Genomic DNA, 24988 nt, shown 5'->3' with positions numbered 1-24988 from the left:
CGAGGTTCATCATGGCAGAACTGAGAACGCTGGCCCGTCCATACGCAAAAGCAGCATTCAAGGCCGCCCAGGAGCACGAGCAACTGGCTGAGTGGTCCCAGGTGCTGACGATTGCCGGACAGGTCACCGCGAACAAAAGCATTCGACAGCTTCTCGCGAATCCGGGTCTGGAAGAGCAGAAGAAGGCGGAACTGATTCTGGAGGTCGCTGAAGATGGCGTCACCGAGCAGGTTCGCAACTTCTTCGCGGTACTGGCTGAAAACCGCCGGCTGACTCTTCTTCCCGAGATTTCAGCGCTCTTCAACACATACCGGGCTGATCTGGAGCGCACTGTTGATATCGAAGTTACCGCAGCCTTCGAGCTGACGGACGAACAGCAACAGAAGCTCGCCCAGGCACTCTCGACCAAACTTGAGCGAAAAGTGTCACTCGCAGCGTCAATGGACAAGTCTCTGATTGGCGGGGCGATCATTCGCACCGGCGATCTGGTCATTGACGCCTCTGTACGCGGAAAGCTGACCAAGCTGGCCGACGCTCTGGGCTCCTGATTTCAGCACAAGGTTTGAGGATATTGGCATGCAGCAACTGAATCCATCCGAGATCAGTGACATCATCAAGAAGAGAATCGAAAAGCTCGATATCTCTTCCGAAGCGAAAAACGAAGGTACCATCCTGTCGGTTTCCGACGGTATCGTACTGGTCCACGGTCTTGCCGACGTTATGTACGGTGAGATGATTGAATTTGCCAACGGCACATTCGGCATGGCTCTGAACCTGGAGCGTGATTCCGTAGGTGCGGTTGTTCTGGGTGACTACGAAGGTCTGGCAGAAGGCCAGAAGGTTCGTTGTACCGGTCGTATCCTGGAAGTTCCGGTGGGTCCGGAACTGATGGGCCGCGTTGTCGACGGTCTGGGTAACCCGATCGACGGCAAGGGTGACCTGGGCACCGATCTGACCTCTCCGGTCGAGAAAGTCGCGCCTGGCGTTATCGCTCGTCAGTCCGTTGACGAGCCGGTACAGACCGGTCTGAAAACGATCGACACCATGGTGCCGATCGGTCGCGGTCAGCGTGAGCTGATCATCGGCGACCGTCAGATTGGTAAGACCGCTGTCGCCATCGACGCGATCATCAACCAGAAAGACTCCGGCATCAAGTGTATCTACGTTGCCGTCGGCCAGAAGCAATCTTCCATTGCTGCCGTTGTGCGTAAGCTGGAAGAGCATGGCGCCATGGACCACACCATTGTGGTTGCCGCCGGCGCTGCCGATCCTGCGTCCATGCAGTTCCTGGCACCGTACGCCGGTACCTCCATGGGTGAATACTTCCGTGACCGTGGTGAAGACGCCCTGATCATCTATGATGATCTGTCCAAGCAGGCTGTGGCTTACCGCCAGATTTCCCTGCTGCTGCGTCGTCCGCCGGGCCGTGAAGCCTATCCGGGTGACGTTTTCTACCTGCACTCACGTCTGCTGGAGCGCGCCTCCCGCGTGAACGCCGAGTACGTTGAGAAGCTGACCAACGGTGAAGTGAAAGGCGAGACCGGTTCCCTGACCGCGCTGCCGATCATCGAAACCCAGGCCGGTGACGTATCCGCGTTCGTACCGACCAACGTTATCTCGATCACTGATGGTCAGATCTTCCTGGAAACCAACCTGTTCAACTCCGGTATCCGTCCGGCGATGAACGCCGGTGTCTCCGTATCCCGGGTTGGTGGTTCCGCCCAGACCAAGATCATGAAGAAGCTTGGCGGTAACATCCGTCTGGCCCTGGCCCAGTATCGTGAACTGGCCGCTTTCGCCCAGTTCGCTTCCGATCTCGACGAAGCGACACGTCAGCAGCTTGAGCACGGTCAGCGTGTTACGGAACTCATGAAGCAGAACCAGTACAGCCCGATGTCAGTGGCTGAAATGGGTACGGTTCTGTTTGCAGCCAACGAAGGCTTCCTGGACGACGTTGATGTTGAGAAAGTAGTTAGTTTTGAAGCGCAGATGCTCGACTGGATGCGCTCCGAACAGAAAGAACTTCTCGACAAGATCAACGAGAAAGGCGATTACAACGACGAAATCGCTGCCGGCCTGAAAGCTGCACTTGAGAAATTCAAGACCACTCAGAGCTGGTAATAAATGGGCCTGCAACGCGTTGCAGGCCGATTTTTGAGCAACGAGTGTCTAACTTGAGAAGGCAGTGAGTTATGGCCGTCGGCAAAGAAATACGTAACCAGATTTCAAGCATCAAGAGCACGCAGAAGATCACCAGCGCCATGGAAATGGTGGCGGCGAGCAAAATGCGCAAGGCTCAGGAACGCATGAAGGCGACTCGCCCTTATGCCGAAAAGATGCGTCAGGTTATCGGGCACATTGCCAAGGCAAACGTTCAGTACAAGCATCCGTTTATGGTTGAGCGCGAAGTGAAGCGTGTTGGCTATATCGTGGTGTCGACTGACCGTGGCCTGTGTGGTGGTCTGAACATCAACCTGTTCAAAGCGCTTGTCCGTGACATGCGAGCGTGGAAAGAGAAAGGAGTAGAGGCTGATCTGTGCGCCATCGGACAGAAAGGTTCTTCTTTCTTCAAGAGCTACGGCGGTAACGTCGTTGCGGCGCTGACCCATCTGGGGGACAGCCCGAGCTCTGACAAACTCATCGGCAACGTCAAAGTCATGCTGGATGCGTTCTCGGAAGGCAAGATCGATCGTCTGTATCTGGTCAGCAACGAGTTCGAAAATACCATGACTCAGACCCCTCAGGTCGAGCAGATTCTGCCGCTGCCTCCGGGGGAAGACGAGGAAGAGATCAAGAACCAGTGGGATTATCTCTACGAGCCCGATGCCAGGCAGATCCTCGATGGCCTTCTGCCACGTTACATTGAATCCCAGGTGTACCAGGGTGTGGTAGAAAATCTGGCATGTGAACAGGCAGCCCGGATGATTGCCATGAAGAGCGCAACTGATAACGCCGGTGGCATCATCGACGAGCTTCAGCTGGCTTACAACAAGGCACGTCAGGCAGCCATCACCCAAGAGATTTCGGAGATTGTGAGCGGCGCGGCTTCGGTCTGATCCCGCCAGCAATCCAACTGGTTTTATTGACTATCAAGATAACGAGGAACCGAGCATGAGTAGCGGACAAATCGTTCAGATCATTGGCGCGGTTATCGACGTGGAATTCCCACGTGACTCCGTACCCAACGTGTATGACGCACTGCTGCTTGAAGGTGGCGAAACAACTCTGGAAGTCCAGCAGCAGCTGGGTGACGGCATTGTTCGTACCATCGCCATGGGCAGCACCGAAGGCCTGAAGCGTGGCCTGAAAGCAGAGAATACCGGCAAGGCAATTTCGGTACCGGTTGGTACCCAGACCCTGGGCCGTATCATGGATGTTCTGGGTCGTCCCATCGACGAACAGGGCGAGATCGGCGAAGAAGAGCGCTGGGCTATCCACCGCAAGGCCCCCGGCTATGCGGACCAGGCTGCCTCAGCTGACCTGCTGGAAACCGGCATCAAGGTTATCGACCTGATCTGCCCGTTCGCCAAGGGTGGTAAGGTTGGTCTGTTCGGTGGCGCCGGTGTTGGTAAGACCGTTAACATGATGGAACTTATCAACAACATCGCCAAAGAACACTCCGGTCTGTCTGTATTCGCCGGCGTAGGTGAGCGTACTCGTGAGGGTAACGACTTCTACTACGAGATGAAGGACTCCAACGTACTGGACAAGGTTGCGATGGTATACGGGCAGATGAACGAGCCTCCCGGAAACCGTCTGCGTGTGGCCCTGACTGGCCTCACCATGGCCGAAAAGTTCCGTGACGAAGGTCGTGACGTCCTGTTGTTCGTTGACAACATCTACCGTTACACCCTGGCGGGTACCGAGGTATCTGCACTGCTGGGCCGTATGCCTTCCGCGGTAGGTTACCAGCCGACTCTGGCTCAGGAGATGGGCGAGCTGCAGGAGCGTATTACCTCCACCAAGACTGGCTCCATCACGTCTATCCAGGCGGTCTACGTACCGGCGGATGACTTGACTGACCCGTCTCCGGCGACCACGTTCTCGCACCTGGATGCCACCGTAGTACTGAGCCGTGACATCGCCTCCAAGGGTATTTACCCGGCGATTGATCCGCTGGATTCCACCTCTCGTCAGCTGGATCCGCTGGTTATCGGTCATGAGCATTATGAAGTGGCCCGTGGCGTGCAGACGAACCTGCAGCGCTATAAGGAGCTGAAAGACATCATCGCCATCCTGGGTATGGACGAACTGTCAGAAGAAGACAAGCTGACCGTAGCCCGTGCCCGTAAGATCGAGCGTTTTCTGTCCCAGCCGTTCCACGTTGCTGAAGTATTCACCGGTTCTCCCGGTAAATACGTTTCCCTGAAGGAAACCATCAGCAGCTTTAAGGGCATCCTCAACGGTGACTATGATGATATGCCCGAGCAGGCATTCTACATGGTTGGTACTATTGAGGAAGCGGTCGAGAAAGCGAAGGAAATGAAGAGCAAGGCGAAGAAGTAATCTGAGCCTGAGCGCTTTTTTCCGGATCGATCAAAGAGGCAACTGACATGGGTATGACCGTGCATTGTGATGTGGTAAGTGCCGAAACAAAGATCTATTCCGGATTGGTAGAAATGCTGATCGCAGCGGGCTCTGAAGGTGACCTGGGTATTAGCCCGGGCCACACGCCGCTGCTGACCCAGCTGAAGCCTGGTCCCGTTCGGATCATCAAGCAGGGCGGTGAGGAAGAGATTCTTTACGTGTCCGGCGGATATCTGGAGGTCCAGCCCAATCTGGTGACTTTGTTGGCTGATACCGCGGTTCGTGCAAAGGATGTGGACGAAGCTGCCGCACTCGAAGCTCAGAAAGAAGCCGAGAAAGCACTTGCCGACAAGACCGGTGAATTCGAGTTCTCCCGTGCCGCTGCAGAGCTGGCCGAAGCTGTTGCCCAGCTTCGTACGATCCAGCAGCTGCGCAATAAAATGCGCTAAGCAGTCGGATTTCGGGATTACCGAACACCAGAGCCGCATCCTGAGTGGCTGGAGGACCAACGCCTGGCGTTGGAACTCCGGTCGCAAGGGGTGCGGCTTTTTTATTTTTCAATGAAGACAATCAACCGACCGGGAGCCTGACGTTTCCATGAGCCCGCTACACGTTGTCATTCTGGCCGCTGGCCAGGGTTCAAGAATGAAATCCGCCCTGCCCAAGGTGCTCCACGCCGTGGCTGGTCTCCCTATGCTCCATCATGTCATCGCGACGGCCCGTCAGCTTGAGGCCGAGCAGATTCATGCGGTGATCGGCCATGGTGCTGATCAGGTCAAGGCCGCTACCTCGGAACAACCGGTTAACTGGGTGCTGCAGCAGGAGCAGCTGGGCACCGGCCACGCGGTGGCCCAGGCGTTACCGGACCTGCCGGATGACGCCCGGGTACTGGTACTTTACGGGGATGTACCTCTGACTGGAGCGGGCACCCTGGAGGCACTCGTGTCGCAGATCGATAATGACACTCTGGGTCTGTTGACGGTTACCCTGGATAACCCCCAGGGCTATGGCCGAATCATCCGTGACGATGAGGGCAAGGTGACGTCCATTGTCGAACAGAAGGACGCCAGTGAGGTCCAACAACAGATCCGCGAGGTCAATACCGGCATTCTGGCGGTATCGGCCCGGCGCCTGAAGGACTGGTTGCCTCAGCTCTCCAATCGCAACGCCCAGGGCGAGTATTATCTGACCGATATCATCGCCATGGCCGTGGAGCACGGCATGCGGGTTGCGGTTTCCCAGCCTGGGAATGCCTTCGAAGTGCAGGGCGTCAATAATCGCCTGCAACTGGCGGAACTGGAACGCTGGTTTCAACGTCGGGAAGCAGAACGCCTGATGACAGAAGGGGCAACACTCGCTGATCCCGCTCGCATCGATGTGCGTGGCAATCTGTCCATTGGCAATGACATCCTGATTGACGTCAACGTGGTGTTTGAAGGTGAAGTGGAGTTGGCAGACGGTGTCTCAATCGGCCCGGGTTGTGTGATCCGTGACGCGAAGATTGCCGCCGGCGCCCAGATCAAGGCCCATTCGGTAATCGAAGGCGCCGAGATCGGCGCTAATGCCCAGATTGGTCCGTTCGCTCGCCTGCGCCCCGGCACTCGTCTGGCTGACGATACCAAGGTGGGTAACTTCGTTGAGACCAAAAAAACGATTGTCGGGCAGGGCAGTAAGATTAATCACCTCAGTTACGTGGGTGATGCCTCACTGGGCCGTAATGTGAATGTGGGTGCAGGGACCATCACCTGCAATTATGATGGTGTTAACAAACATCAGACGGTGATCGGGGATGGTGTGTTTGTCGGCTCCAACACCTCGTTGGTGGCGCCAGTGACGGTTGCGGAAGGCGCCACGATCGGTGCCGGTTCCACCATTACCCGTGATGTGTCTGATCGTGAACTGGCGGTAGCCAGGGGGCGTCAGCGCAACATTGCAGACTGGGACCGACCAGTCAAAAAGTCCTGATTGGCCCGTAACACAGCTAATTATCCGACAGGTGAATAAAACATGTGTGGCATTGTAGGTGCGGTATCGGAACGTGAGGTCCAGGGCATTCTTCTGGAAGGCCTGCGCCGGCTAGAGTACCGGGGATACGACTCCGCTGGAATGGCGGTCATGGATGGCGGCAATGTCGTGCAGCGTGCCAGGGAAGTGGGCAAGGTTGCAGCACTTGCGGACGCCATCGGGGCAAAGGTCCTGGAAGGCGCCGTGGGTATTGCCCATACCCGCTGGGCAACCCATGGTGAGCCTTCCAGACTGAATGCACACCCACATATGTCCGGTGACAAGCTGGCCATTGTCCACAACGGAATTATCGAAAACTATCAGGACCTGCGGGATGAACTCAAGGCTGAGGGGTTCGAGTTCACTTCCCAGACCGACACCGAAGTGGTCGCCCACCTGATCGAAAAGCATTACCGCGAGCAGAGCAATTTGAAGGATGCGGTTAAATCCGCCATTGGTCGCCTGCGGGGCGCCTATGCCCTGGCGGTGATCCATGCCGATGAGCCCGATCACCTGGTGGTCTGTCGTGAAGGCAGCCCACTGGTGATCGGCGTGGGCATTGGCGAGAATTTCATTGCCTCCGATCAGCTGGCGCTGTTGCCCGTTACCGACCGTTTCATGTTCCTGGAAGAGGGCGACATTGCCGATATCCGTCGTGACCGTGTCGAGATTCATGACCGTGAAGGCAACATCGTCGAGCGTCCGGTTACGCGCTTTGAGCACGGCGCCGATTCTGCCGACAAAGGCGAATACCGCCACTTCATGCTCAAGGAAATCCATGAGCAGCCACGGGTGATCAAGGCCACCATGGAAGGTCGTCTGACCGACACCAGCGTGCTGGAACAGGCGTTGGGCACCTCGGCAGGAAAACTGCTTGAGAACGTCCGCCACGTCCAGATCATTGCCTGCGGCACCAGTTTCCACGCTGGTATGGTGGCGCGTTACTGGATTGAGGATCTGGCCGGGGTACCCTGCTCTGTCGAAGTGGCGTCCGAATTCCGCTACCGCAAGCATGTGATCCAACCCGATACCTTGTTCCTGTGCATCTCCCAGTCTGGTGAAACCGCCGATACCCTGGCCGCGCTGAGACAGGCCAAGAAAGCGGGTTTCCGCGCCGCGCTGGCCATCTGTAACGTGCCGGGCAGCTCCCTGGTCCGGGAATCCGATCTGGTGATCATGACCCAGGCCGGCCCAGAGATCGGTGTCGCCTCCACCAAGGCGTTCACTACCCAATTGACGGCACTGCTGATCTTTACGCTGGCATTGGCGCGCCACAACGGACTGTCCACTGAAGCCGAAGCAGAGATCGTGGAAGCCATTCACCTGTTGCCGGGTCAGGTCGACCAGGTACTGGCACTGGATGGTGAAATTGCGGAAATGTCCCGGGCGTTCATGGACAAACACCACAGCCTGTTCCTTGGACGTGGCTCACAGTTTCCGGTGGCTCTGGAGGGTGCGCTGAAGCTGAAGGAAATCTCCTATATCCACGCCGAAGCCTATCCTGCCGGTGAGCTCAAACACGGCCCGCTGGCGCTGGTGGACAGTGAAATGCCGGTGGTCACCGTGGCGCCCAACAACGACCTCCTGGAAAAACTGAAATCCAACCTGGAGGAAGTCCGCGCCCGTGGTGGTGAACTGTTCGTGTTCGCCGACAAGGTCGCCGATGTGAAGGCCCAGGATGGCATCCACGTGATGCAGCTGCCTTCGGTGCACCCGATCACCGCGCCGATCGTCTACACAGTTCCGCTCCAGCTGCTGTCCTATCATGTGGCGGTACTGAAGGGTACGGATGTGGATCAGCCGCGAAACCTGGCGAAGAGTGTGACGGTGGAATAAACGACGGCCTGATTGACAACCAAAAAAACCAGCACCCGGTATATGACAGTAAAGTTGTTGTAATGCCGAGTTATTTGCTACTTTCTAGGGCAGTCTGTTATTGGTGACAGAATAAATGTGTCAGCGGGAGAGACTGAGTCGCACAATCGTGTGATCAGCGCCGAAGGAGCAACTGCCCCGGAAACTCTCAGGCAAAAGGACCGCTGACATGAAGACTTTCCGAAGAGCTGTCGACGACTGCGTCAGTCGGCACACCGAAGGAGCAAACCGCCGGTTTCATTGAAACGGTGCGTGAATCTCTCAGGTTCCGTGACGGAAGGGGTGCTTCCTGCCCTCAGGCCAGGAAGGTAACCCTGGACGCGTCCCGGAAAGTGCCCTGGAGATTGTCATGAAGAGAATTGCAGTTATTGGCGGCGGTATCACCGGTATCACCACGGCTTATTCGCTGGCCAAACGTGGCCTGGATGTGACCGTTTACGAAAAGCACCGTTACGCGGCGATGGAAACCTCGTTCGCCAACGGGGGCCAGTTGTCAGCCTCCAATGCGGAGGTCTGGAATAACTGGCAAACGGTCATCAAGGGCATCAAATGGATGTCCCGTCGCGATGCGCCGCTTCTGGTCAATCCCAAACCGTCCTGGCACAAATTGAGCTGGTTTGCCGAGTTCATCGCTGCGATTCCCCAGTACGAAAAGAACACCACGGAAACCGCCCGTCTGGCGATTGCCGCCCGTGAGCATCTATTTAATTGGGCTCAGGAAGAAGGCATCGATTTCGACCTGAAGAAACAGGGCATCCTGCACATCTATCGGGACAAGGCGGGCTTCGACCACGCTGCCAACGTCTCGAAACTGCTGGCCGCCGGCGGTCTGGAGCGTCGAGCAGTGACTCCGGACGAAATGCGCGCTATTGAACCCACGCTGGCGGGCACCTATTACGGCGGTTTCTATACCGAGAGCGATTCCACCGGTGATATCCACAAATTCACCAACGGTCTGGCCGATGCGATCCTGCGCCTTGGGGTCAGAACCTGTTACGGACACACGGTCACCGAACTGAGCGCGGATCAGAACCATGCCTGGGTGACAGCCGATGATGGGGAACAGCAGAACCGGGATACGTTTGATGGCGTGGTCATTTGTGCCGGCGTGGGTAGCCGGTCGCTGGCGGCAAAGTTGGGAGACCGGGTCAATATCTATCCGGTCAAAGGCTACTCCATCACCGTTGAGCTCGACGACGAGGACTCCCGGAAATCAGCGCCAACGGTCAGCCTGCTGGACGATGCCACCAAGATCGTGACCAGTCGGCTCGGTGATGGTCGTTTCCGCGTTGCCGGTACCGCGGAATTCAGTGGCTACAATCGCGATATCCGGGATGACCGGATCCAGCCACTTACCCGCTGGGTCGAGCAGTGTTTCCCGGGGGTCTGTACCCGACGCGTGGTGCCGTGGGCGGGGTTGCGTCCGATGCTGCCCAATATGATGCCGCGCGTCGGGGCGGGTCGCCTGCCTACGGTGTTCTACAACACCGGTCACGGTCATCTGGGCTGGACCCTGTCTGCGATTACCGCCCAAATGCTGGCGGATTCGGTTGAAAGGACGTCGTCAACCAGGCCCTGACGACGGCCGCTGTTACTGGAGCAGCGACAGACCGAGGGTAAGCGTGTGGTGGGCGGTCGTGCCTCCTTGCTTACCCCCAATGAGATTTTCTGGTACTATTCGCGCCCTTAAAACAACACGCGCACCCGGAAACCTGTTCCATGCCCGCCCCCGACAACAACGTTCTGATGATCACTCCGCCCTAGCGTTGGGCTGACCTGTGCTGCTGGTTAACTACGACCAATGGTGGGGATTTTTACCACCTGTGGGTGACTGACCGGTACACAAATATCAAGGAAGATGCGGCGTGCCTGTCGCATTATCGTTATCGCCCGATCACTCAGAAGATTTTGTAATGCCTAATTCTGTTATCTCAGGTTTCACCCACAACTTTCTTGGCAAGGCGCCTGTCTGGTACAAGCAGGTCATCCTGCTGTTTCTTGCCATCAACCCCATCTCATTCTATGTGTTTGGTCCTGGCGTCACGGGCTGGCTGTTGATCGCCGAATTCATCTTTACCCTGGCGATGGCGCTGAAATGTTACCCGCTGCTGCCCGGTGGCCTGTTGGCAGTAGAGGCCCTGCTGATAGGCCTTACCACGCCTGATGCGGTGTATATGGAAGTACTTACTAACTTCCCCGTCATCCTGTTGTTGATGTTCATGGTGGCCGGCATCTACTTCATGAAGGAGCTGCTGCTGGTGACCTTCACCCAGATCCTGGTGGGGGTCCGGTCCAAATCGGCGCTGTCGCTGTTGTTCTGTGGTGCAGCAGCTCTGTTATCTGCATTTCTCGATGCGTTGACGGTCACGGCGGTGATTATCAGCGTGGCGGTGGGCTTCTTTTCGGTGTACCACAAGGTGGCATCCGGCAAGGGCTACCAGCACAAGGACCACAACGCCAACAGCGATGACGATGTGATCGAACTGCACCGGGAAGACCTGGAAAACTTCCGCGCCTTCCTGCGCAGTCTGTTGATGCACGGAGCCATCGGTACCGCGCTGGGTGGCGTTGCCACCATGGTGGGTGAGCCCCAGAACCTGCTGATTGCCAAAGTGGTGGGCTGGGATTTCGCCAGCTTCTTCATGCACATGGCACCGGTGAGTATTCCGGTTCTGTTTGCAGGTCTGACCACCTGCTGGCTGCTGGAGAAGCTGCGCTGGTTTGGTTATGGCGGTCGCCTGCCCAAACCGGTACGTCGTGTGCTGGAAGAGTTTGCCGACAACGAGCGTAATAAGCGCACTAAAGCCGATCAGGCCGCCCTGTGGATTCAGGCCCTGGCGGCGCTGATCCTGGTGGTGGGGCTGGCGTTCCATCTTGCAGAAGTCGGCCTCATCGGCCTGCTGGTGATCATTCTGATTACGTCGTTCACCGGCATCACCGATGAACACCAGATCGGCAAGGCGTTTCAGGAATCCCTGCCGTTCACCTCGCTGCTGGTGGTGTTCTTCGCTATCGTGGCGGTGATCCACGAACAGCACCTGTTCAAACCCATTATCGAATATGTGCTGTCGCTGCCGATGGAGCAGCAGCCGGGCATGTTCTTTATCGCCAATGGCTTGCTGTCGATGATCAGTGACAACGTGTTCGTTGCCACCGTGTACATCAGTGAGATCAAGCAGGCGCTGGATGCGGGTAGCATCAGCTACGACCACTTCCAGACCCTGGCCATTGCCATCAACACCGGCACCAACCTGCCGAGTGTGGCAACCCCCAACGGACAGGCTGCATTCCTGTTCCTGCTGACTTCCGCCATTGCTCCCCTGGTCCGGCTTTCCTACGGCCGGATGGTGATCATGGCCTTCCCTTATACCATCGTTATGGGCGCCGTCGGCCTGTTCATGGTTATTAACCACATCTGAACATTACGGCTTTATACTCCCCGTCGGGCTTATGGCCGGGCGGGGATGCCGTCGTTTTGCAGTTTTTAATTGACCGGATATTTTTATGATCAAATCGTTGAAAGACAATTGGTTCTCCAATGTTCGCGGTGACCTGCTGGCGGGCATCGTAGTGGCACTGGCGCTGATTCCCGAGGCCATCGCCTTTTCCATTATTGCGGGTGTGGACCCCAAGGTTGGTCTGTACGCATCCTTCTGTATTGCCGTCATCATCGCGTTTGTAGGCGGCCGCCCGGGCATGATTTCCGCGGCTACCGGCGCCATGGCGCTGCTGATGGTGACCCTGGTGAAAGAACACGGCCTGGAATACCTGTTGGCCGCGACCCTGTTAACCGGTGTGTTCCAGATTGGTGCCGGCTACCTGAAGCTGGGCGGGCTGATGCGCTTTGTGTCCCGCTCCGTGGTCACCGGCTTCGTCAACGCCCTGGCGATCCTGATCTTCATGGCCCAGCTGCCGGAACTGACCAACGTCACCTGGCACGTCTACGCCATGACCGCCGCCGGCCTGTGCGTCATCTACCTGTTTCCGCTGGTTCCGGTGGTGGGCAAGATCCTGCCATCACCGCTGATCTGTATTGTCGGTCTGACGGCGGTGGCCATTGTTCTGAATCTGGACATCCGTACCGTCGGCGATATGGGCGAACTGCCGGATACTTTGCCGATTTTCCTTTGGCCGGACGTGCCGCTGAATCTGGAAACGCTGATGATTATTCTGCCGTATTCCCTGGCTCTGGCCGTGGTTGGCCTACTGGAGTCGATGATGACCGCCACCATCGTGGACGATCTCACCGATACCTCCAGTGACCGCAACCGCGAGTGCAAGGGCCAGGGCATCGCCAACATCGGTTCCGGCCTGCTCGGTGGCATGGCGGGCTGCGCGATGATTGGTCAGTCCATCATCAACGTCAAATCGGGCGGTCGTACCCGTCTGTCCACACTGACCGCCGGCGCTTTCCTGCTGGTCATGGTGTTGGTACTGGATGCCTGGCTGGTACAGATTCCCATGGCGGCGCTGGTGGCGGTGATGATCATGGTGTCCATCGGTACGTTCTCCTGGGATTCCATCCGCAACCTGAAGGAGCACCCACTGTCCACCAACATCGTGATGGTGGTGACGGTAATTGTCGTGGTTGCGACCCATAACCTGGCGTTCGGTGTGCTCGCCGGCGTGTTGTTGGCGGCGCTGTTCTTTGCCAACAAGATCGGCCACTTCATGATTGTCAGCTCCGATCTGGATGAAGCCAGTGAAACCCGTACCTATCGTGTGGTAGGTCAGGTGTTCTTCAGCTCTTCCGAGAAATTCACCGCCTCATTCGATTTCAAGGAAGCGGTGGATAAGGTGGTGATCGACCTCAGCCGCGCTCACTTCTGGGATATCACGGCCGTGGGTGCCCTCGACAAGGTGGTCATCAAGTTCCGGCGTGAAGGTGCGGATGTCGAGGTCATCGGTCTCAATGAGGCCAGCGCCACCATCGTTGACCGATTCGGTGTACACGACAAGCCGGATGCAGTTGACCAGCTGATGGGGCACTGATATGACTACTGATTATTCTCAAGGCGGGGCCGATACAAACCCGCATAATGACAACAAGAACCAGAACCAAGGTAGTGAGGTAACGATGACCCGGATCGTAGGATGTATCGATGGTTCCAGAGCGGCATCGGCAGTGTGTGACTATGCGGCATGGGCCAGCCAGCGTATGGCAGCCCCGCTGACCTTGTTCCACGTTCTGGACCAGGAGCGGTATCCGGCTGAAACCGATCTTGCTGGCAACATCGGCCTGGGTAGTCGGGAACACCTGATGGAGGAGCTGGCGGAACTGGACCAGAAGCGTAGCAAACTCGCGCTGGAGCAGGGCCATCATATGCTTAACGCCGCCGAGGAACGGGTGAAGTCCCATGGTGTTGAGGATGTGATCAAGCGCCAGCGCCACGGTGACCTGACCGATTCCCTGCTGGCCATCGAAAACGAAACCCGCCTGCTGGTGATGGGCCTGCACGGGGAAACCAGCACCGAGCGCGATGTGCACATTGGCAGCCAGCTGGAAACGGTGATCCGCAGTGTACACCGTCCGATCATGCTGGTGCCGGACGACTACTCGGAGCCCCGCAGTGCCATGTTGGCGTTCGACGGTTCCGAGACTGCCTTCAACGGTGTAGAGCTCTTGGCCAACAGTCCGGTGTTCAAGGGCTTCCCGCTGCATCTGGTGATGATCGGCCCGGACACCAACGACCGCTGGGAACAACTGAAAAAGGCCGAGCGCATGCTGGCGGATCTGGGCTGCGAAGTGCATCTGGCCATTCGTGCCGGCGATGTGGAGAAAACCCTGCACGCCTACCAGGAAGAGCACGACGTTGATCTGCTGGTAATGGGCGCTTATGGCCATTCCCGGATCCGCCAGTTCCTGGTGGGCAGCACCACAACCAATATGCTGAAAACCGCGAAAAAGCCCTTGGTGATTCTGCGCTAGGAGTACTGGTTATCGTACTTGGCTGGTCGGGTCTGCTAATCTTCAGGGAATTCGCCTAGAAAGTGATGGTCTCTATGGGCAGACGGTGGTGCCGGTTAGTCATGGGGAGGGCAATGGCCACTGTGGTGGTGGGGGTTGCCCTGATGGTGACAGGGGGAGTCCAGGCGGACGAAAGTCGACCTGTGCTGCGGATCGCGTATGCGGAATTCCCTCCCATTGAGTACCGCGACGCCGATGGCGAGGCAGCCGGGCTGTTTGTCGAACTGACACGCAAGGTGGCCGAGGAAGCCGGCTACACGCCGGACTTTCTCTACTTACCGGTGGGGCGAATCTACCTCTATATGAAAACCGGAGAGATTGATGTCTGGCCGGGGATGACCGGTATCCCCTCTCTCAGGGAAGATGTCCTGGAAAGCTGGGTGAGACCAATCCCTGTGCAACTCAGCGCCTGGTATGTGGAGGGTACGCCACCGCTGGCCCACCTTGATGACCTCCGGGGAAAGACATTGATAGTCATCGGTGGCTATACCTACGGTGGTTTGCTGCAGAAACTGCAAATCCACGAAGAGGTTCGGATCAGCGAGGCACCCCATCATCGGGCCGGCATTGATATGTTAAAACGTCAGCGGGGTGATTATCTGCTCGATTATCGAGAGCCGGTCCTTGATATCCTGAACCAACCCTCGGACCGGGTTCTGAGAGATTCCGAAGTACGCACACGTCACGCTGCCTGGCTATATTCTCTGGCCAATCCCCGGGCGAGCCTCCTGCGGGAGGAGTTTGACGATGCCTATCAACGGCTCGCTGAGCGCGGCGAAGTGCCCCCTGCGAGGGAGCTCGAAAAGGGCGTTTTCATTATTCCCGGTTTCCCGGAAGACCTCCCGCGTTAATTCACGGGTTCAGTTCGAGATCGCCGTACCAGGCGGTGGCTGACTCCCCGGTGTTGTCTGAGTCTGACATGATGGCCACGCCCCGCAGACGTGGCGGCTCCTCGCCGAACGCCTCCCGATAATCGGCCACAATATCCCGCTCCACGGTCACCCATTCCCCGACCTTATCCTCACCAGAGGTGACCGCAATCATCATGGTTTCCTCGGCGTAAGGGTTGGCCACGGTTTTCCCCCTCGCAAGCTGGTTGGCCCAGATGTAGTTGATGGCATTGCCCGGTAGCTCTTCGCCAAACAGGGCTTCCACAGTCTTGCGTTTGGCACGCTCGAACCAGCCGGCCTTGTCCGGTTCGAATTCGAATGCCACATAGATGCGGGCAGGGTAGTCGTCACCGGACTTCTGGCGGGCATCCCCTTTTTCAAACGTGTTGGACACCTTCCATCGCCATCGCAGGATCAGCGAATCCCCGGGTGCCACGTTCAGGCGCGCAATCAGGCCCGAGGCACTGTTGCTGGTTTGCGCCTCAACCACCTGGGTACCGTCTTCCTCAATCAGGCGGTAGGTGGTGTGGCGATCGATCTTCGGAAATTCCAGAGGCTCCCAGCCATCGTCCAGATTGGTCATTTGCGAAAACGGTTTGATGGTGGTGTCTGCTACGACCGCCCCGCTGGCGAGCAGCAATGCCGCCCCCAGAAACAGGGCTTTCAGTGAATCCGGCTTTCTCATATTCAACATCCTTTGATGAACCCTTGGCCTGTGTCGTTGACAACGGCAGTCCTGAAAAGTGCCTTGTTGCCGTGGCATTTCGTGTATATAGTGTTCGTATCCTTGGTCATATACCAGATGTAGTGTTTATTTTGTAAACACTTCCACGGTATCGGGAATCCGGTGAGACTCCGGAACTGACGCGCAGCGGTATTGGGGAACGAGCGTGGCACCATGACACTGGCAATCGCCGGGAAGTCGCCACGCAAGGCCGAACCACACGGTTCACGCCCCTGAGTCCGAAGACCTGCCAGGGAAAACAACTGCACCTTCGCGTTCATAAGGTGAGCAGGTCGGATCAGGTACATACCCGTGGCCCCGTAGGTCGGATTAGCGCAGCGTAATCCGACATCATTGGCTGCTGCCTCCCCGATTCTCTGCCTACGCGAAGGACAAGCAAACCAACGCGTATTCAGGAGAACCGACATGTCCACCGCCACTGCGGCACACCCCCCGGCCGATACTTCCCGACCAGACGATACCGCTTCCCTTCAGGTAATTAAACGCAACGGCACCCTCGTTGGATTCAATCCGGCGAAAATCAGCGTGGCCGTCACCAAGGCCTTCCTGGCTGTGGAAGGCGATAAAGCCGCCGGCTCGGCGCACATTCACGATGCCGTGCAACGGGTCACCGAGCAGGTGATACACGCCATCAGCCGGCGCTTGAAAGCCGGTGGCAAGGTGCATATCGAAGACATCCAGGACCAGGTGGAACTGGCGCTGATGCGGGCCGAAGAGCAGAAAGTTGCCCGCGCCTACGTACTGTACCGGGAAGAACACGCCCGTGAACGGGCCCGCCACGCGCCGATGGAAGCGCACCCGCACCTGACCGTCAAGCAGGCCAATGGCGACACCGTGCCGCTGGACCTGGGCCTGATGAAACTCCAGGTGGAACAGGCCGCCGCCGGGCTGGAAGGCATTGATGGCGAATCCCTGGTGGAAGACGCCTTGCGTAACCTCTATGACGGCATCGCCGAGGAAGACGTGCTGTCAGCGCTGGTGATGACCGCCCGTGGTCGCATCGAACAGGAACCGGACTACAGCTCTGTGACCGCGAGGCTTCTGCTGGAACAGCTGCGCATGGAAACCGCCACAGCGCTGGAGCTGCCCCGCAGCCTGCCGCTGGCGGAGATTTATCCCCAGGCCCTGAATGCCTTTATCGAGGCCGGCATCCACTACGAATTGCTGGACGAGGCCCTGGCCGCGTTCGACCTCGAGCGCCTGGGCGCGGCCATCAAGCCGGAACAGGACCTGCAATTTGGTTTCCTCGGCCTGCAGACCCTGTACGACCGTTATTTCCTGCACTGGAACGACGCCCGCCTGGAGTTGCCCCAGGTGTTCTTCATGCGCGTGGCCATGGGCCTGGCACTGCGGGAAGACAACCCCAACGAACGCGCCATCGAGTTCTACAACCTGCTGTCGTCCTTCGACTACATGGCGTCCACACCGACGCTGTTCAACAGCGGTACCCGCCATTCCCAGCTGTCCTCCTGCTACCTCACCACCGTGGGTGATGACCTGGAAGGCATCTACGGCGCCATCCGCGACAACGCCATGCTGTCCAAATGGGCCGGCGGCCTGGGCAACGATTGGACGCCAGTGCGCGCGCTGGGCTCCCACATCAAGGGCACCAACGGTAAAAGCCAGGGCGTGGTGCCATTCCTGAAAGTGGTCAACGATACCGCCGTGGCGGTGAACCAGGGCGGCAAGCGCAAGGGCGCGGTATGCGCCTATCTGGAAAGCTGGCACCTGGACATTGAGGAGTTCCTGGAACTGCGCAAGAACCCCGGCGACGAGCGCCGCCGCACCCACGACATGAACACCGCCAACTGGGTGCCGGACCTGTTGATCGAACGCATGCGCGAGGACCGGGACTGGACCCTGTTCTCCCCCAGCGATGTGCCGGACCTGCACGACCTGTACGGCAACGCCTTCCGCGAACGCTACGAGCATTACGAGGCATTGGCAGAGCAGGGCAGGATCACAATGTTCAAGAAAATCCCTGCCAAACAGCTCTGGCGCAAGATGCTCACCGTGCTGTTCGAGACCGGCCACCCGTGGATCACCTTCAAGGATCCGTGCAACCTGCGTTCACCGCAACAGCATCAGGGCGTGGTGCACAGCTCCAACCTGTGCACCGAAATTACCCTCAACACCAGTGCCGATGAAATCGCCGTGTGTAACCTGGGCTCGGTGAATCTGGCGGCCCATATCCGCGATGGTGAGCTGGACGTACAACGCCTGGAACAAACCGTATCCACCGCCGTGCGCATGCTCGATAACGTCATTGATATCAACTTCTACGCCGTGCCCCAGGCCCGTAACTCCAACCTCCAGCACCGGCCGGTAGGTCTGGGACTGATGGGCTTCCAGGATGCCCTCTATCAACTAGGCCTGCCGTACACCAGCCCGGAAGCGGTGGAGTTTGCCGATGTCGCCATGGAACAGCTCAGCTACTTCGCCATCCGCGCCTCCGCCACTCTCGCCGGCGAACGCGGTGCCTATGAGACCTACGAAGGTTCCCTGTGGCACCAGGGTACCCTGCCCATCGACTCCATCAACCTGCTGAAAGAGGCCCGGCGCGAAGGGGACCTGTCCGTGAACACCAACGCCCGGCTGGACTGGGCGCCGGTACGGGAACTGATCGCGAAGAACGGCATGCGCAACAGTAACGTCATGGCCATCGCGCCTACGGCCACCATCTCCAACATCGTGGGTGTATCCCAGTCCATCGAGCCGGCGTATCAGAACCTGTTCGTGAAATCGAACCTGTCCGGCGAGTTCACCGTGGTCAATCCGTCACTGGTTCGCGACCTCAAGGCCGAAGGCCTGTGGGACAACGTGATGGTCAACGACCTTAAATACTTCGACGGCAGCGTGCAGCAGATTGACCGCATACCCGATGAACTCAAGGCCCGCTACGCCACGGCTTTCGAGATTGACCCAAGATGGTTGGTGGAAGCCGCCGCAAGGCGCCAGAAATGGCTCGACCAGGCCCAGAGCCTCAACCTCTACATGGCTGAACCCAGCGGTAAGAAGCTGGATGCGCTGTACCAGCTGGCCTGGGAACGCGGCCTGAAAACCACCTACTACCTGCGCTCCCTGGGTGCCACCGGCGCCGAAAAAACTGCCCCCGTCGCCGCGTCGCAACCCCAGGTCTGCAGCATCGACGAGCCTGACTGCGAAGCCTGCCAATAATACCGGAGATCAATCATGCTGAACTGGGACGACGAACCAAACACCCAAACCCGGCCGGCCACTGTCGAAGGCCCGGCCCCCGTCAACGTCGACGACAAACGGGTGATCAACGGCGAGACCGACATCAACCAACTGGCGCCGTTCAAGTACCCCTGGGCCTGGGAGTATTTCATGAACGCCAACAAGAACCACTGGACCCCGCTGGACGTCAACATGGCCCAGGACGTCCACGATTACCACCACCGCCTGACCGCGCCAGAAAAGCACGTGTACGAGAACGTGCTGGCGTATCTCACCACCTCCGACATTCTGGCCATGCGTAACATCGGCCTGGCGGTGATGGAGAAAATGAGCGCCCCGGAACTGCAGATCTACCAGGCGCGGCAGGTGTACGAGGAAGCCATGCACACCTGGGCCTACCAGCACTGCATCGAAACCCTCAACCTGGACCAGAGCGAAATCTACAACCGCTACCGCGTGGTGCCCGCCATCAACGGCAAGATCCAGATGGCCAACCGCCGCCTGGACGCCGCCATGCGTTCCGACATGAACCTGCACAACAAGGACGACCTGCAGGAATTCATCATGTCCTACCTGTTCTTCGCCGCGGTATTCGAGGGTGCCTGGTTCTACAACGGCTTCAGCCCCATCTTTGCCCTGCAACGTCGCGGCCTGATGCGCGGCACCGCCGAACAGCTGCAGTACATCCTGCGGGATGAAGCCATGCACTTCTCCTTCGGCCTGAAAGTGGTGAACCAGATCCTGGAAGAGGAAAACATCACCCTCGACCCGAAAGCTGTACGGGATATGTGGGACGAATCCGAAGCCGCGGAAACCGCCTACTCGAACTACATCCTTCGCGACCCGATCCTGGGCTACTCCGCCGAGTACCACAGCGAACAGTTCCGCTTCGTAGCCAATCGCCGGGCCAGAACGGTAGGCCTGGAAGAGCCATTCCCGGGGGCGAGGAACGTCTCGCCCTGGCTGGACGAGCAGGCCACCATGCGCAAGGAAAAGAACTTCTTCGAGACGCGGGTGATTGAGTATCAGACAGGGGCGCAGTTGGAGTGGTAAGGACTCACTGACCCTCAGGCCATAGGACTGCGGACCCCGGCAAAACCCTGCCCCAGAACATGGGTGTAGATCTGGGTAGTTCGCAGGTCAGCATGGCCAAGCAGATCCTGCGCGGTGCGGATGTCGTTGCCGCGTTTGAGTAACTCGGTGGCGACGGGAAACTTTTCCCAGGTTGTCGGTACTGAGTGATGGCGATGAAAACAGCCATTGCCACTCTAGGGTATTGCCTGCGTTAGGGTATTTCCTGGCCAAAGCATACTGTAATCCCCCAGGAATCATTGAACCACTACACATTGACAGTTTCATCAGCGATCCGGGTCTGAGCTTATTACCCTTCTTGGGATTTTTTTTCGGTTTGCTCAGGCTTTTTTTCCTCAGGTTTCTGGTCGCCGAGAATACGTGTGGCGGGACAAATTCGGAACATCGGGCATTTTGTGCAGCTGACAGCTGCGGCAATAGGGCAAAGGGTCATCGTTTCTCTTTCAGTATTGGGTGTTTAGGGCATGGTAGTCCTCGTGGATACAATACGGAAATAAATAGTGCACGAAGCACAAATGTTGGCCTAAGCAGAGGGCTCTGTGCGGGTAGTTTGCACTTAACCTTATCGGTTGAAAGTGTGATAGTTGGCAAGATTGGCCGGGCCGGGGAATCGAAAGGCGCTTGCAATGGGCTGCCCGCAAGGTTTAATTGCCGTAGAGCGGCTATATTCCGGCCATCCAATAACTGACTGTTGTGTTTGAAAGGAGTCTGGACAGGGCCAGCTAGAAACTAAGGGTGAACATGGGGGAATTGAGATATCAAGTACCTTTGGGTTGTTATTTTTCTTTCGGTTTTAATCTGGTCCGGGATCAGTCCCAAGGATCAGCTGACCTGGTTCCTGGAGGTGCTGCCAGCTTTGGTGGCGGCTGTGCTGCTGGTGGTGACCTATCGCTCTTTCCACCTGACCACCCTGTTATACGGTTTGATTCTGGTGCACTGCATCATTCTCATGGTGGGTGGGCATTATACCTACGCTGAAGTGCCCCTGTTCGATGGCTTGTGGGGTGCAGAGAGAAACAATTACGACAAGGTGGGGCATTTTTTCCAGGGTTTTGTACCGGCACTGGTGGCAAGGGAGGTCCTGATACGTAAAAGGGTTGTCAACGGCAGTGGTTGGCGGAGTTTTATCATCATTGCAATCTGCCTGGGTTGCAGTGCGTTCTATGAGTTGATTGAATGGTGGGTTGCCCTGGTCAGTGGTGAGGATGCCGAAGCATTCCCTGGTACCCAGGGTTATATCTGGGACACCCAGTCTGATATGGGGTTAGCGTTGCTCGGTGCTTGTGTTTCGTTGTTGTTGCTGTCAGCAATCCACAATTGGCAGCTCCTGAAGGTGGATCCATCATTGGCCGGCGGACGCTGGTAAAGGGTGCCCTTTGGTTAGGAGAAAACCTCTTTTTTCAGGATCCTGGCTTGCGCCAGTATGCCCATGGATTGTTCAGAGCTTAAATGAATTGCAAAAACAATCAGTTATTCTAAAGAATACGTAGGAATTGAATCAAAGATGTCAGGATTCACATTTAATGAAAAACAATGGGTATTAGTCAAATATGCCCAGGCAATTGTACGACCTCTCAGTGGAGCTTGCATATTGTTCGGCTTCACTGTTCTAGCCGGCTATTTTGGATCTATAGAAATTCTATACAGGCCATTTGCGAATGGTCCCGCAACAAATCCATTGACGGCAATGTGTATAATCGTTATCGGATTAGGACTTCGAAAGAGAAATGATAAAAAACAAGATGAATGGTTGCAAAAGGCCTGCGCTCTTTTCGTAATAATTATGGCATCGTCCAAAATTATTGATGTAATTTTCAGCACAAATATTTCTTCGCTCATAACCCCCTTTCAGGAACAGGTTATGAGCGAGCTGGAAGTGGGAAAAAGTAATAGCATGGGGTTGAACTCTGCCATTATGTTTCTTTGCCTTGCTATCTGCTTGGGGTTATATGGCTTTCAACGGCTCATCAGTTCGCAATTTTTCGCTTTCTTGGCCTTGGCTTTACCAACCATCTCTTTTACTGGCTATGCCTATAATCTAGAAAAATTTCATGGTCAAATGTCAATACTAACAGCAACGACTGGCTTCGCACTCGCCATCTCTGCTCTGAGTATGACAGCACATATCGGAGGCTTGAGGGCATTCCTGAGCCCATATCTTGGCGGAACAATTGCAAGGTCACAAACCTTCTTAGGTTATATGGTTCCCTCTTTGCTGGGATTTCTTTTAGTTAAGACGCTTAGTTCAAGAGAAGGAAGCTTATTTGGCCTCTTCGTAGTAACCATATGTTGGTTCATGATTTTAATGATCATTCTATCCGCAATCTACCAGGAAAAAATAGATCATGAGCGTCGTAAAGGCGAACAATTACTTGCCAAGGCAGCACTGAGTGATCCATTGACAGGGCTGTCGAATCGTAGAAATTTTCTTAAATTTGCACAAGAAGAGATTAGACGTGTTGCCCGTAATGAAAACGAATTTTGGCTTTTGATTATAGACGTTGATCATTTTAAGAAAATTAATGATAGTGCTGGTCATGATATGGGGGATCAGGTGCTTGTCATATTAAGCGAAGATCTGAAAAAATCAGTCCGTGATGTCGATCTGGTTAGCCGAATAGGTGGCGAGGAATTCTCAATCATTCTGGTTGATAGTAGCAAACAGGGAACAGAACGTGTCGCAGAGAACGTTCGAATGAATATCCAAAAAATCAGGATTGAGGGATGGACAGACATAAATGGGCCGATTACTGCTTCAATTGGGTGCGCAAAAAACGATGGAAGCTACACGATGGAGGAAACTATTAAATTTGCGGACGAAGCCTTATACAAAGCAAAAGAAAATGGCCGTAATCAAGTCGTCTTTGCTGATAAAATTGAATAGTGAAAAGGTGAATTCAGATAATAACTGCAGCATTTTGGCGTAATCCGGTAGAGGCTCTCATAACACATGTCGGGGCTCTCTAATGCGGTTCTCAACCACGGCCACTAACCAAGAAAATTACGTAAAATACTGGGATGCCAGTCACTCCTTGATGGGCTGTGAAAGAATCCACAGGCTCAGCAAAGTCAGTCCGACCATGGCAATGGTCAACAGAATTTGAGAGCGCGCAGCGCGCCGGGCATCTTCGAACAGCTGGAGTGCGCGCCAATGTGCAACCAGCATGGAAAGCGCGTGCCTCGCGATCAATGCCATGAAGGCTACCCACCAGATGTGTCTTGCGCTGATACCGATGGACCAGTTTCGCGTACCGACGAAGGCTCGCTCGAGCTGACCAATCGTGAGCGTGCCGCCGGTCAGCGCCTGCATCAGCACGATCAATAGCCAGTAGGCACCGTAGAAGGCGGTGTAATTGCCCCAAGGTGTTCACGGCGTGGGCCTTGAGCATGGCCAGTAAGGGTTCCGGCCGGGCTTTGATTTCCTTGTGCAGCAGTACCTCGCCTTCCAGCTTAGCGGGCAACCGCTGGGCTGGGGAGAAGGCTCAATCAGTATCAAGTGCGGTCAAGGGACGCTCCCAACGTTGCGCCCCTGCCGCTAGCGTTGAGGCTGTAGAAAAACTCAAAAATGCCGCAGCGGTTTGATAGGATCAGGCAAACGGACAAGGAGTCGTCGGGTGCCCAAAGCCAAACCCCGTTTTAGGCCGTATAACCCCGACCAGAACGCCATGGTCGTGATCAACTACCAGGACCAGCTTCAACCCGGCACCTTCGAACACGCGGTGCACTACCTGATCGAGCACAAGCTGGACCTGTCGGTATTCCTTCCCAAGTATCGCAACGAAGACACCGGTCGGCTGGCCTACGATCCGGCCATCCTGCTGAAGATCATCCTGTTTGCGTATTCCAGGGGCATCACCTCCAGCCGCGAGAGGCAGTGGTGCTGCGAGACCAACATCACCTGAAGGAACATTACGAGCGGGGCGAGGCGGAAACCGAAGCAGCGCTGGACCGGGATATCCGCCGGGCAAAGACCATCCTCTCACTGATGAAGCCATGAATAAAGTGGACCGCTTCCTAAAGACGAACCGCCCACGGATGGGCCGGGGAAAGCGGAACAAGGAAGTGAAGAGCAACATCACCGATAACGAAAGCGCCAAGATGACCACCAGCAAGGGCACGATCCAGGGCTATAACGGCGTGGCCACGGTGGACAGGAAACACCAGATCATCATCGACGCCCAGGCCTTTGGCGAAGGGCAGGAACACCACACCCTGCAACCGGTACTGGAGAGCGTGGAACACCGCTTCAAGAAGCTGGGTATCGCTGACAGCATTTATCAGCAAGGCGCTGTGATCACCGCCGATACCGGCTTTGCCAACGAAGCGAACATGAAGTACCTGCACGAACGGCAGATCAACGGCTACGTGCCAGACAACCGGTTCCGCAGCCGGGATCCGAAGTTCCAGAACCAGAAAGACAAGTACGGCAAGCGCCATCAGAACCTGCCGGACAAAGGGTGGAAAGATACGATCCCGGCGAGTGAATTCCAGTTCGATCCGGTGAACCTGACCTTCGTCTGCCCGACCGGCGAAGCGCTCACCTACCGGGGGCAGCGAGAAGCCGAGAATGGCAAGATCCGGGTGCACTTCGAAGGTCGGTTGTTGCAATGCCGGCACTGCCCCAAGAAGCGCCAATGCATGCAGAACCCTGCGTCAGCTAACCATCGAAATGGTTCTGGCCGACAGGTG

Annotated in this window: 19 protein-coding genes, 1 pseudogene and 2 riboswitches; of the genes and pseudogenes, 17 read left to right on the top strand and 3 right to left on the bottom strand. The window is 56.5% G+C overall.

The window, feature by feature from the left end; translation table 11 throughout:
* The first annotated feature begins 11 nt into the window (after positions 1-11).
* The 12 genes from MARLIPOL_RS10600 to MARLIPOL_RS10545 all read left to right on the top strand — a co-directional run bounded on the left by MARLIPOL_RS10600 (position 12) and on the right by MARLIPOL_RS10545 (position 15225).
* Positions 12-548, top strand: coding sequence for a F0F1 ATP synthase subunit delta (locus MARLIPOL_RS10600; RefSeq protein ID WP_012138086.1), 537 nt, complete (start codon positions 12-14; stop codon positions 546-548).
* Between the two features lie 28 nt (positions 549-576).
* Entirely contained in the window at positions 577-2121 is a 1545-nt protein-coding gene (gene atpA, locus MARLIPOL_RS10595; RefSeq protein ID WP_012138085.1) for a F0F1 ATP synthase subunit alpha, read from the top strand.
* Between the two features lie 71 nt (positions 2122-2192).
* Positions 2193-3056 carry a F0F1 ATP synthase subunit gamma gene (atpG, locus tag MARLIPOL_RS10590; RefSeq protein WP_012138084.1) on the top strand — a complete coding sequence of 288 codons (864 nt, stop codon included), beginning with the start codon at positions 2193-2195 and terminating at the stop codon, positions 3054-3056.
* A 55-nt stretch (positions 3057-3111) separates the two neighbouring features.
* Entirely contained in the window at positions 3112-4506 is a 1395-nt protein-coding gene (gene atpD, locus MARLIPOL_RS10585; RefSeq protein ID WP_012138083.1) for a F0F1 ATP synthase subunit beta, read from the top strand.
* Positions 4507-4553: 47 nt separating this feature from the next.
* Positions 4554-4976 carry a F0F1 ATP synthase subunit epsilon gene (locus MARLIPOL_RS10580; protein WP_012138082.1) on the top strand — a complete coding sequence of 141 codons (423 nt, stop codon included), beginning with the start codon at positions 4554-4556 and terminating at the stop codon, positions 4974-4976.
* A gap of 148 nt (positions 4977-5124) precedes the next feature.
* The gene (glmU, locus tag MARLIPOL_RS10575; protein ID WP_012138081.1) at positions 5125-6492 is read left to right on the top strand and encodes a bifunctional UDP-N-acetylglucosamine diphosphorylase/glucosamine-1-phosphate N-acetyltransferase GlmU; all 1368 of its coding nucleotides are present in this window, start codon (positions 5125-5127) and stop codon (positions 6490-6492) included.
* A 42-nt stretch (positions 6493-6534) separates the two neighbouring features.
* Complete coding sequence (gene glmS / locus MARLIPOL_RS10570) at positions 6535-8367, top strand: glutamine--fructose-6-phosphate transaminase (isomerizing) (RefSeq protein ID WP_012138079.1); 1833 nt, start codon at positions 6535-6537, stop codon at positions 8365-8367.
* Between the two features lie 114 nt (positions 8368-8481).
* A riboswitch (glycine riboswitch) is annotated at positions 8482-8580 on the top strand.
* 175 nt (positions 8581-8755) lie between these two features.
* Positions 8756-9985, top strand: coding sequence for a D-amino acid dehydrogenase (locus MARLIPOL_RS10565; RefSeq protein WP_012138078.1), 1230 nt, complete (start codon positions 8756-8758; stop codon positions 9983-9985).
* Positions 9986-10319: 334 nt separating this feature from the next.
* Positions 10320-11825, top strand: coding sequence for a sodium/proton antiporter NhaB (nhaB, locus tag MARLIPOL_RS10560; RefSeq protein WP_012138077.1), 1506 nt, complete (start codon positions 10320-10322; stop codon positions 11823-11825).
* Between the two features lie 85 nt (positions 11826-11910).
* Positions 11911-13398: a SulP family inorganic anion transporter gene (locus MARLIPOL_RS10555; protein WP_012138076.1), complete on the top strand. Its 1488-nt coding sequence runs from the start codon at positions 11911-11913 to the stop codon at positions 13396-13398.
* A gap of 85 nt (positions 13399-13483) precedes the next feature.
* Positions 13484-14335: a universal stress protein gene (locus MARLIPOL_RS10550; RefSeq protein ID WP_012138075.1), complete on the top strand. Its 852-nt coding sequence runs from the start codon at positions 13484-13486 to the stop codon at positions 14333-14335.
* Positions 14336-14448: 113 nt separating this feature from the next.
* On the top strand, positions 14449-15225 hold the full coding sequence (locus MARLIPOL_RS10545) for a substrate-binding periplasmic protein (RefSeq protein WP_012138074.1): 777 nt from the start codon (positions 14449-14451) through the stop codon (positions 15223-15225).
* A gap of 1 nt (position 15226) precedes the next feature.
* Here the strand turns inward: MARLIPOL_RS10545 and MARLIPOL_RS10540 are convergent, their stop codons facing one another.
* Positions 15227-15949, bottom strand: coding sequence for a DUF3047 domain-containing protein (locus MARLIPOL_RS10540; protein WP_012138073.1), 723 nt, complete (start codon positions 15947-15949; stop codon positions 15227-15229).
* Between the two features lie 86 nt (positions 15950-16035).
* Positions 16036-16257: riboswitch (cobalamin riboswitch) on the top strand.
* 157 nt (positions 16258-16414) lie between these two features.
* On the opposite strand from MARLIPOL_RS10540, the gene MARLIPOL_RS10530 reads away from it, so the two are divergent.
* Both MARLIPOL_RS10530 and MARLIPOL_RS10525 read left to right on the top strand, forming a co-directional pair.
* Positions 16415-19186, top strand: coding sequence for a ribonucleoside-diphosphate reductase subunit alpha (locus MARLIPOL_RS10530; RefSeq protein ID WP_012138071.1), 2772 nt, complete (start codon positions 16415-16417; stop codon positions 19184-19186).
* 15 nt (positions 19187-19201) lie between these two features.
* The gene (locus MARLIPOL_RS10525) at positions 19202-20260 is read left to right on the top strand and encodes a ribonucleotide-diphosphate reductase subunit beta (protein ID WP_012138070.1); all 1059 of its coding nucleotides are present in this window, start codon (positions 19202-19204) and stop codon (positions 20258-20260) included.
* A 14-nt stretch (positions 20261-20274) separates the two neighbouring features.
* Here MARLIPOL_RS10525 and MARLIPOL_RS18670 read toward each other — a convergent pair whose 3' ends face one another.
* Positions 20275-20382 carry a hypothetical protein gene (locus MARLIPOL_RS18670; RefSeq protein WP_222102466.1) on the bottom strand — a complete coding sequence of 36 codons (108 nt, stop codon included), beginning with the start codon at positions 20380-20382 and terminating at the stop codon, positions 20275-20277.
* A gap of 761 nt (positions 20383-21143) precedes the next feature.
* Between MARLIPOL_RS18670 and MARLIPOL_RS10520 the strand changes: the two genes are divergently transcribed.
* Together MARLIPOL_RS10520 and MARLIPOL_RS10515 are read left to right on the top strand one after the other, a co-directional pair.
* A complete protein-coding gene (locus tag MARLIPOL_RS10520; protein ID WP_012138069.1) occupies positions 21144-21665 on the top strand; it encodes a DUF2238 domain-containing protein in 522 nt (173 codons plus the stop codon).
* Positions 21666-21803: 138 nt separating this feature from the next.
* Positions 21804-23183, top strand: a complete 1380-nt coding sequence (locus tag MARLIPOL_RS10515; RefSeq protein ID WP_012138068.1) for a GGDEF domain-containing protein — start codon at positions 21804-21806, stop codon at positions 23181-23183.
* A gap of 141 nt (positions 23184-23324) precedes the next feature.
* Here the strand turns inward: MARLIPOL_RS10515 and MARLIPOL_RS10510 are convergent, their stop codons facing one another.
* Positions 23325-23621, bottom strand: a complete 297-nt coding sequence (locus MARLIPOL_RS10510) for a hypothetical protein (RefSeq protein ID WP_012138067.1) — start codon at positions 23619-23621, stop codon at positions 23325-23327.
* 343 nt (positions 23622-23964) lie between these two features.
* Here MARLIPOL_RS10510 and MARLIPOL_RS18385 point away from each other — a divergent pair.
* Positions 23965-24988 (top strand): annotated as a pseudogene (locus tag MARLIPOL_RS18385) (transposase); the annotation flags it as partial.

It is taken from the genome of Marinobacter lipolyticus SM19 (assembly GCF_000397065.2).
Taxonomy (GTDB): domain Bacteria; phylum Pseudomonadota; class Gammaproteobacteria; order Pseudomonadales; family Oleiphilaceae; genus Marinobacter; species Marinobacter lipolyticus.
The sequence above is the reverse complement of the archived record's forward strand: the minus strand, read 5'-3'. Positions and strand labels throughout refer to the sequence as shown.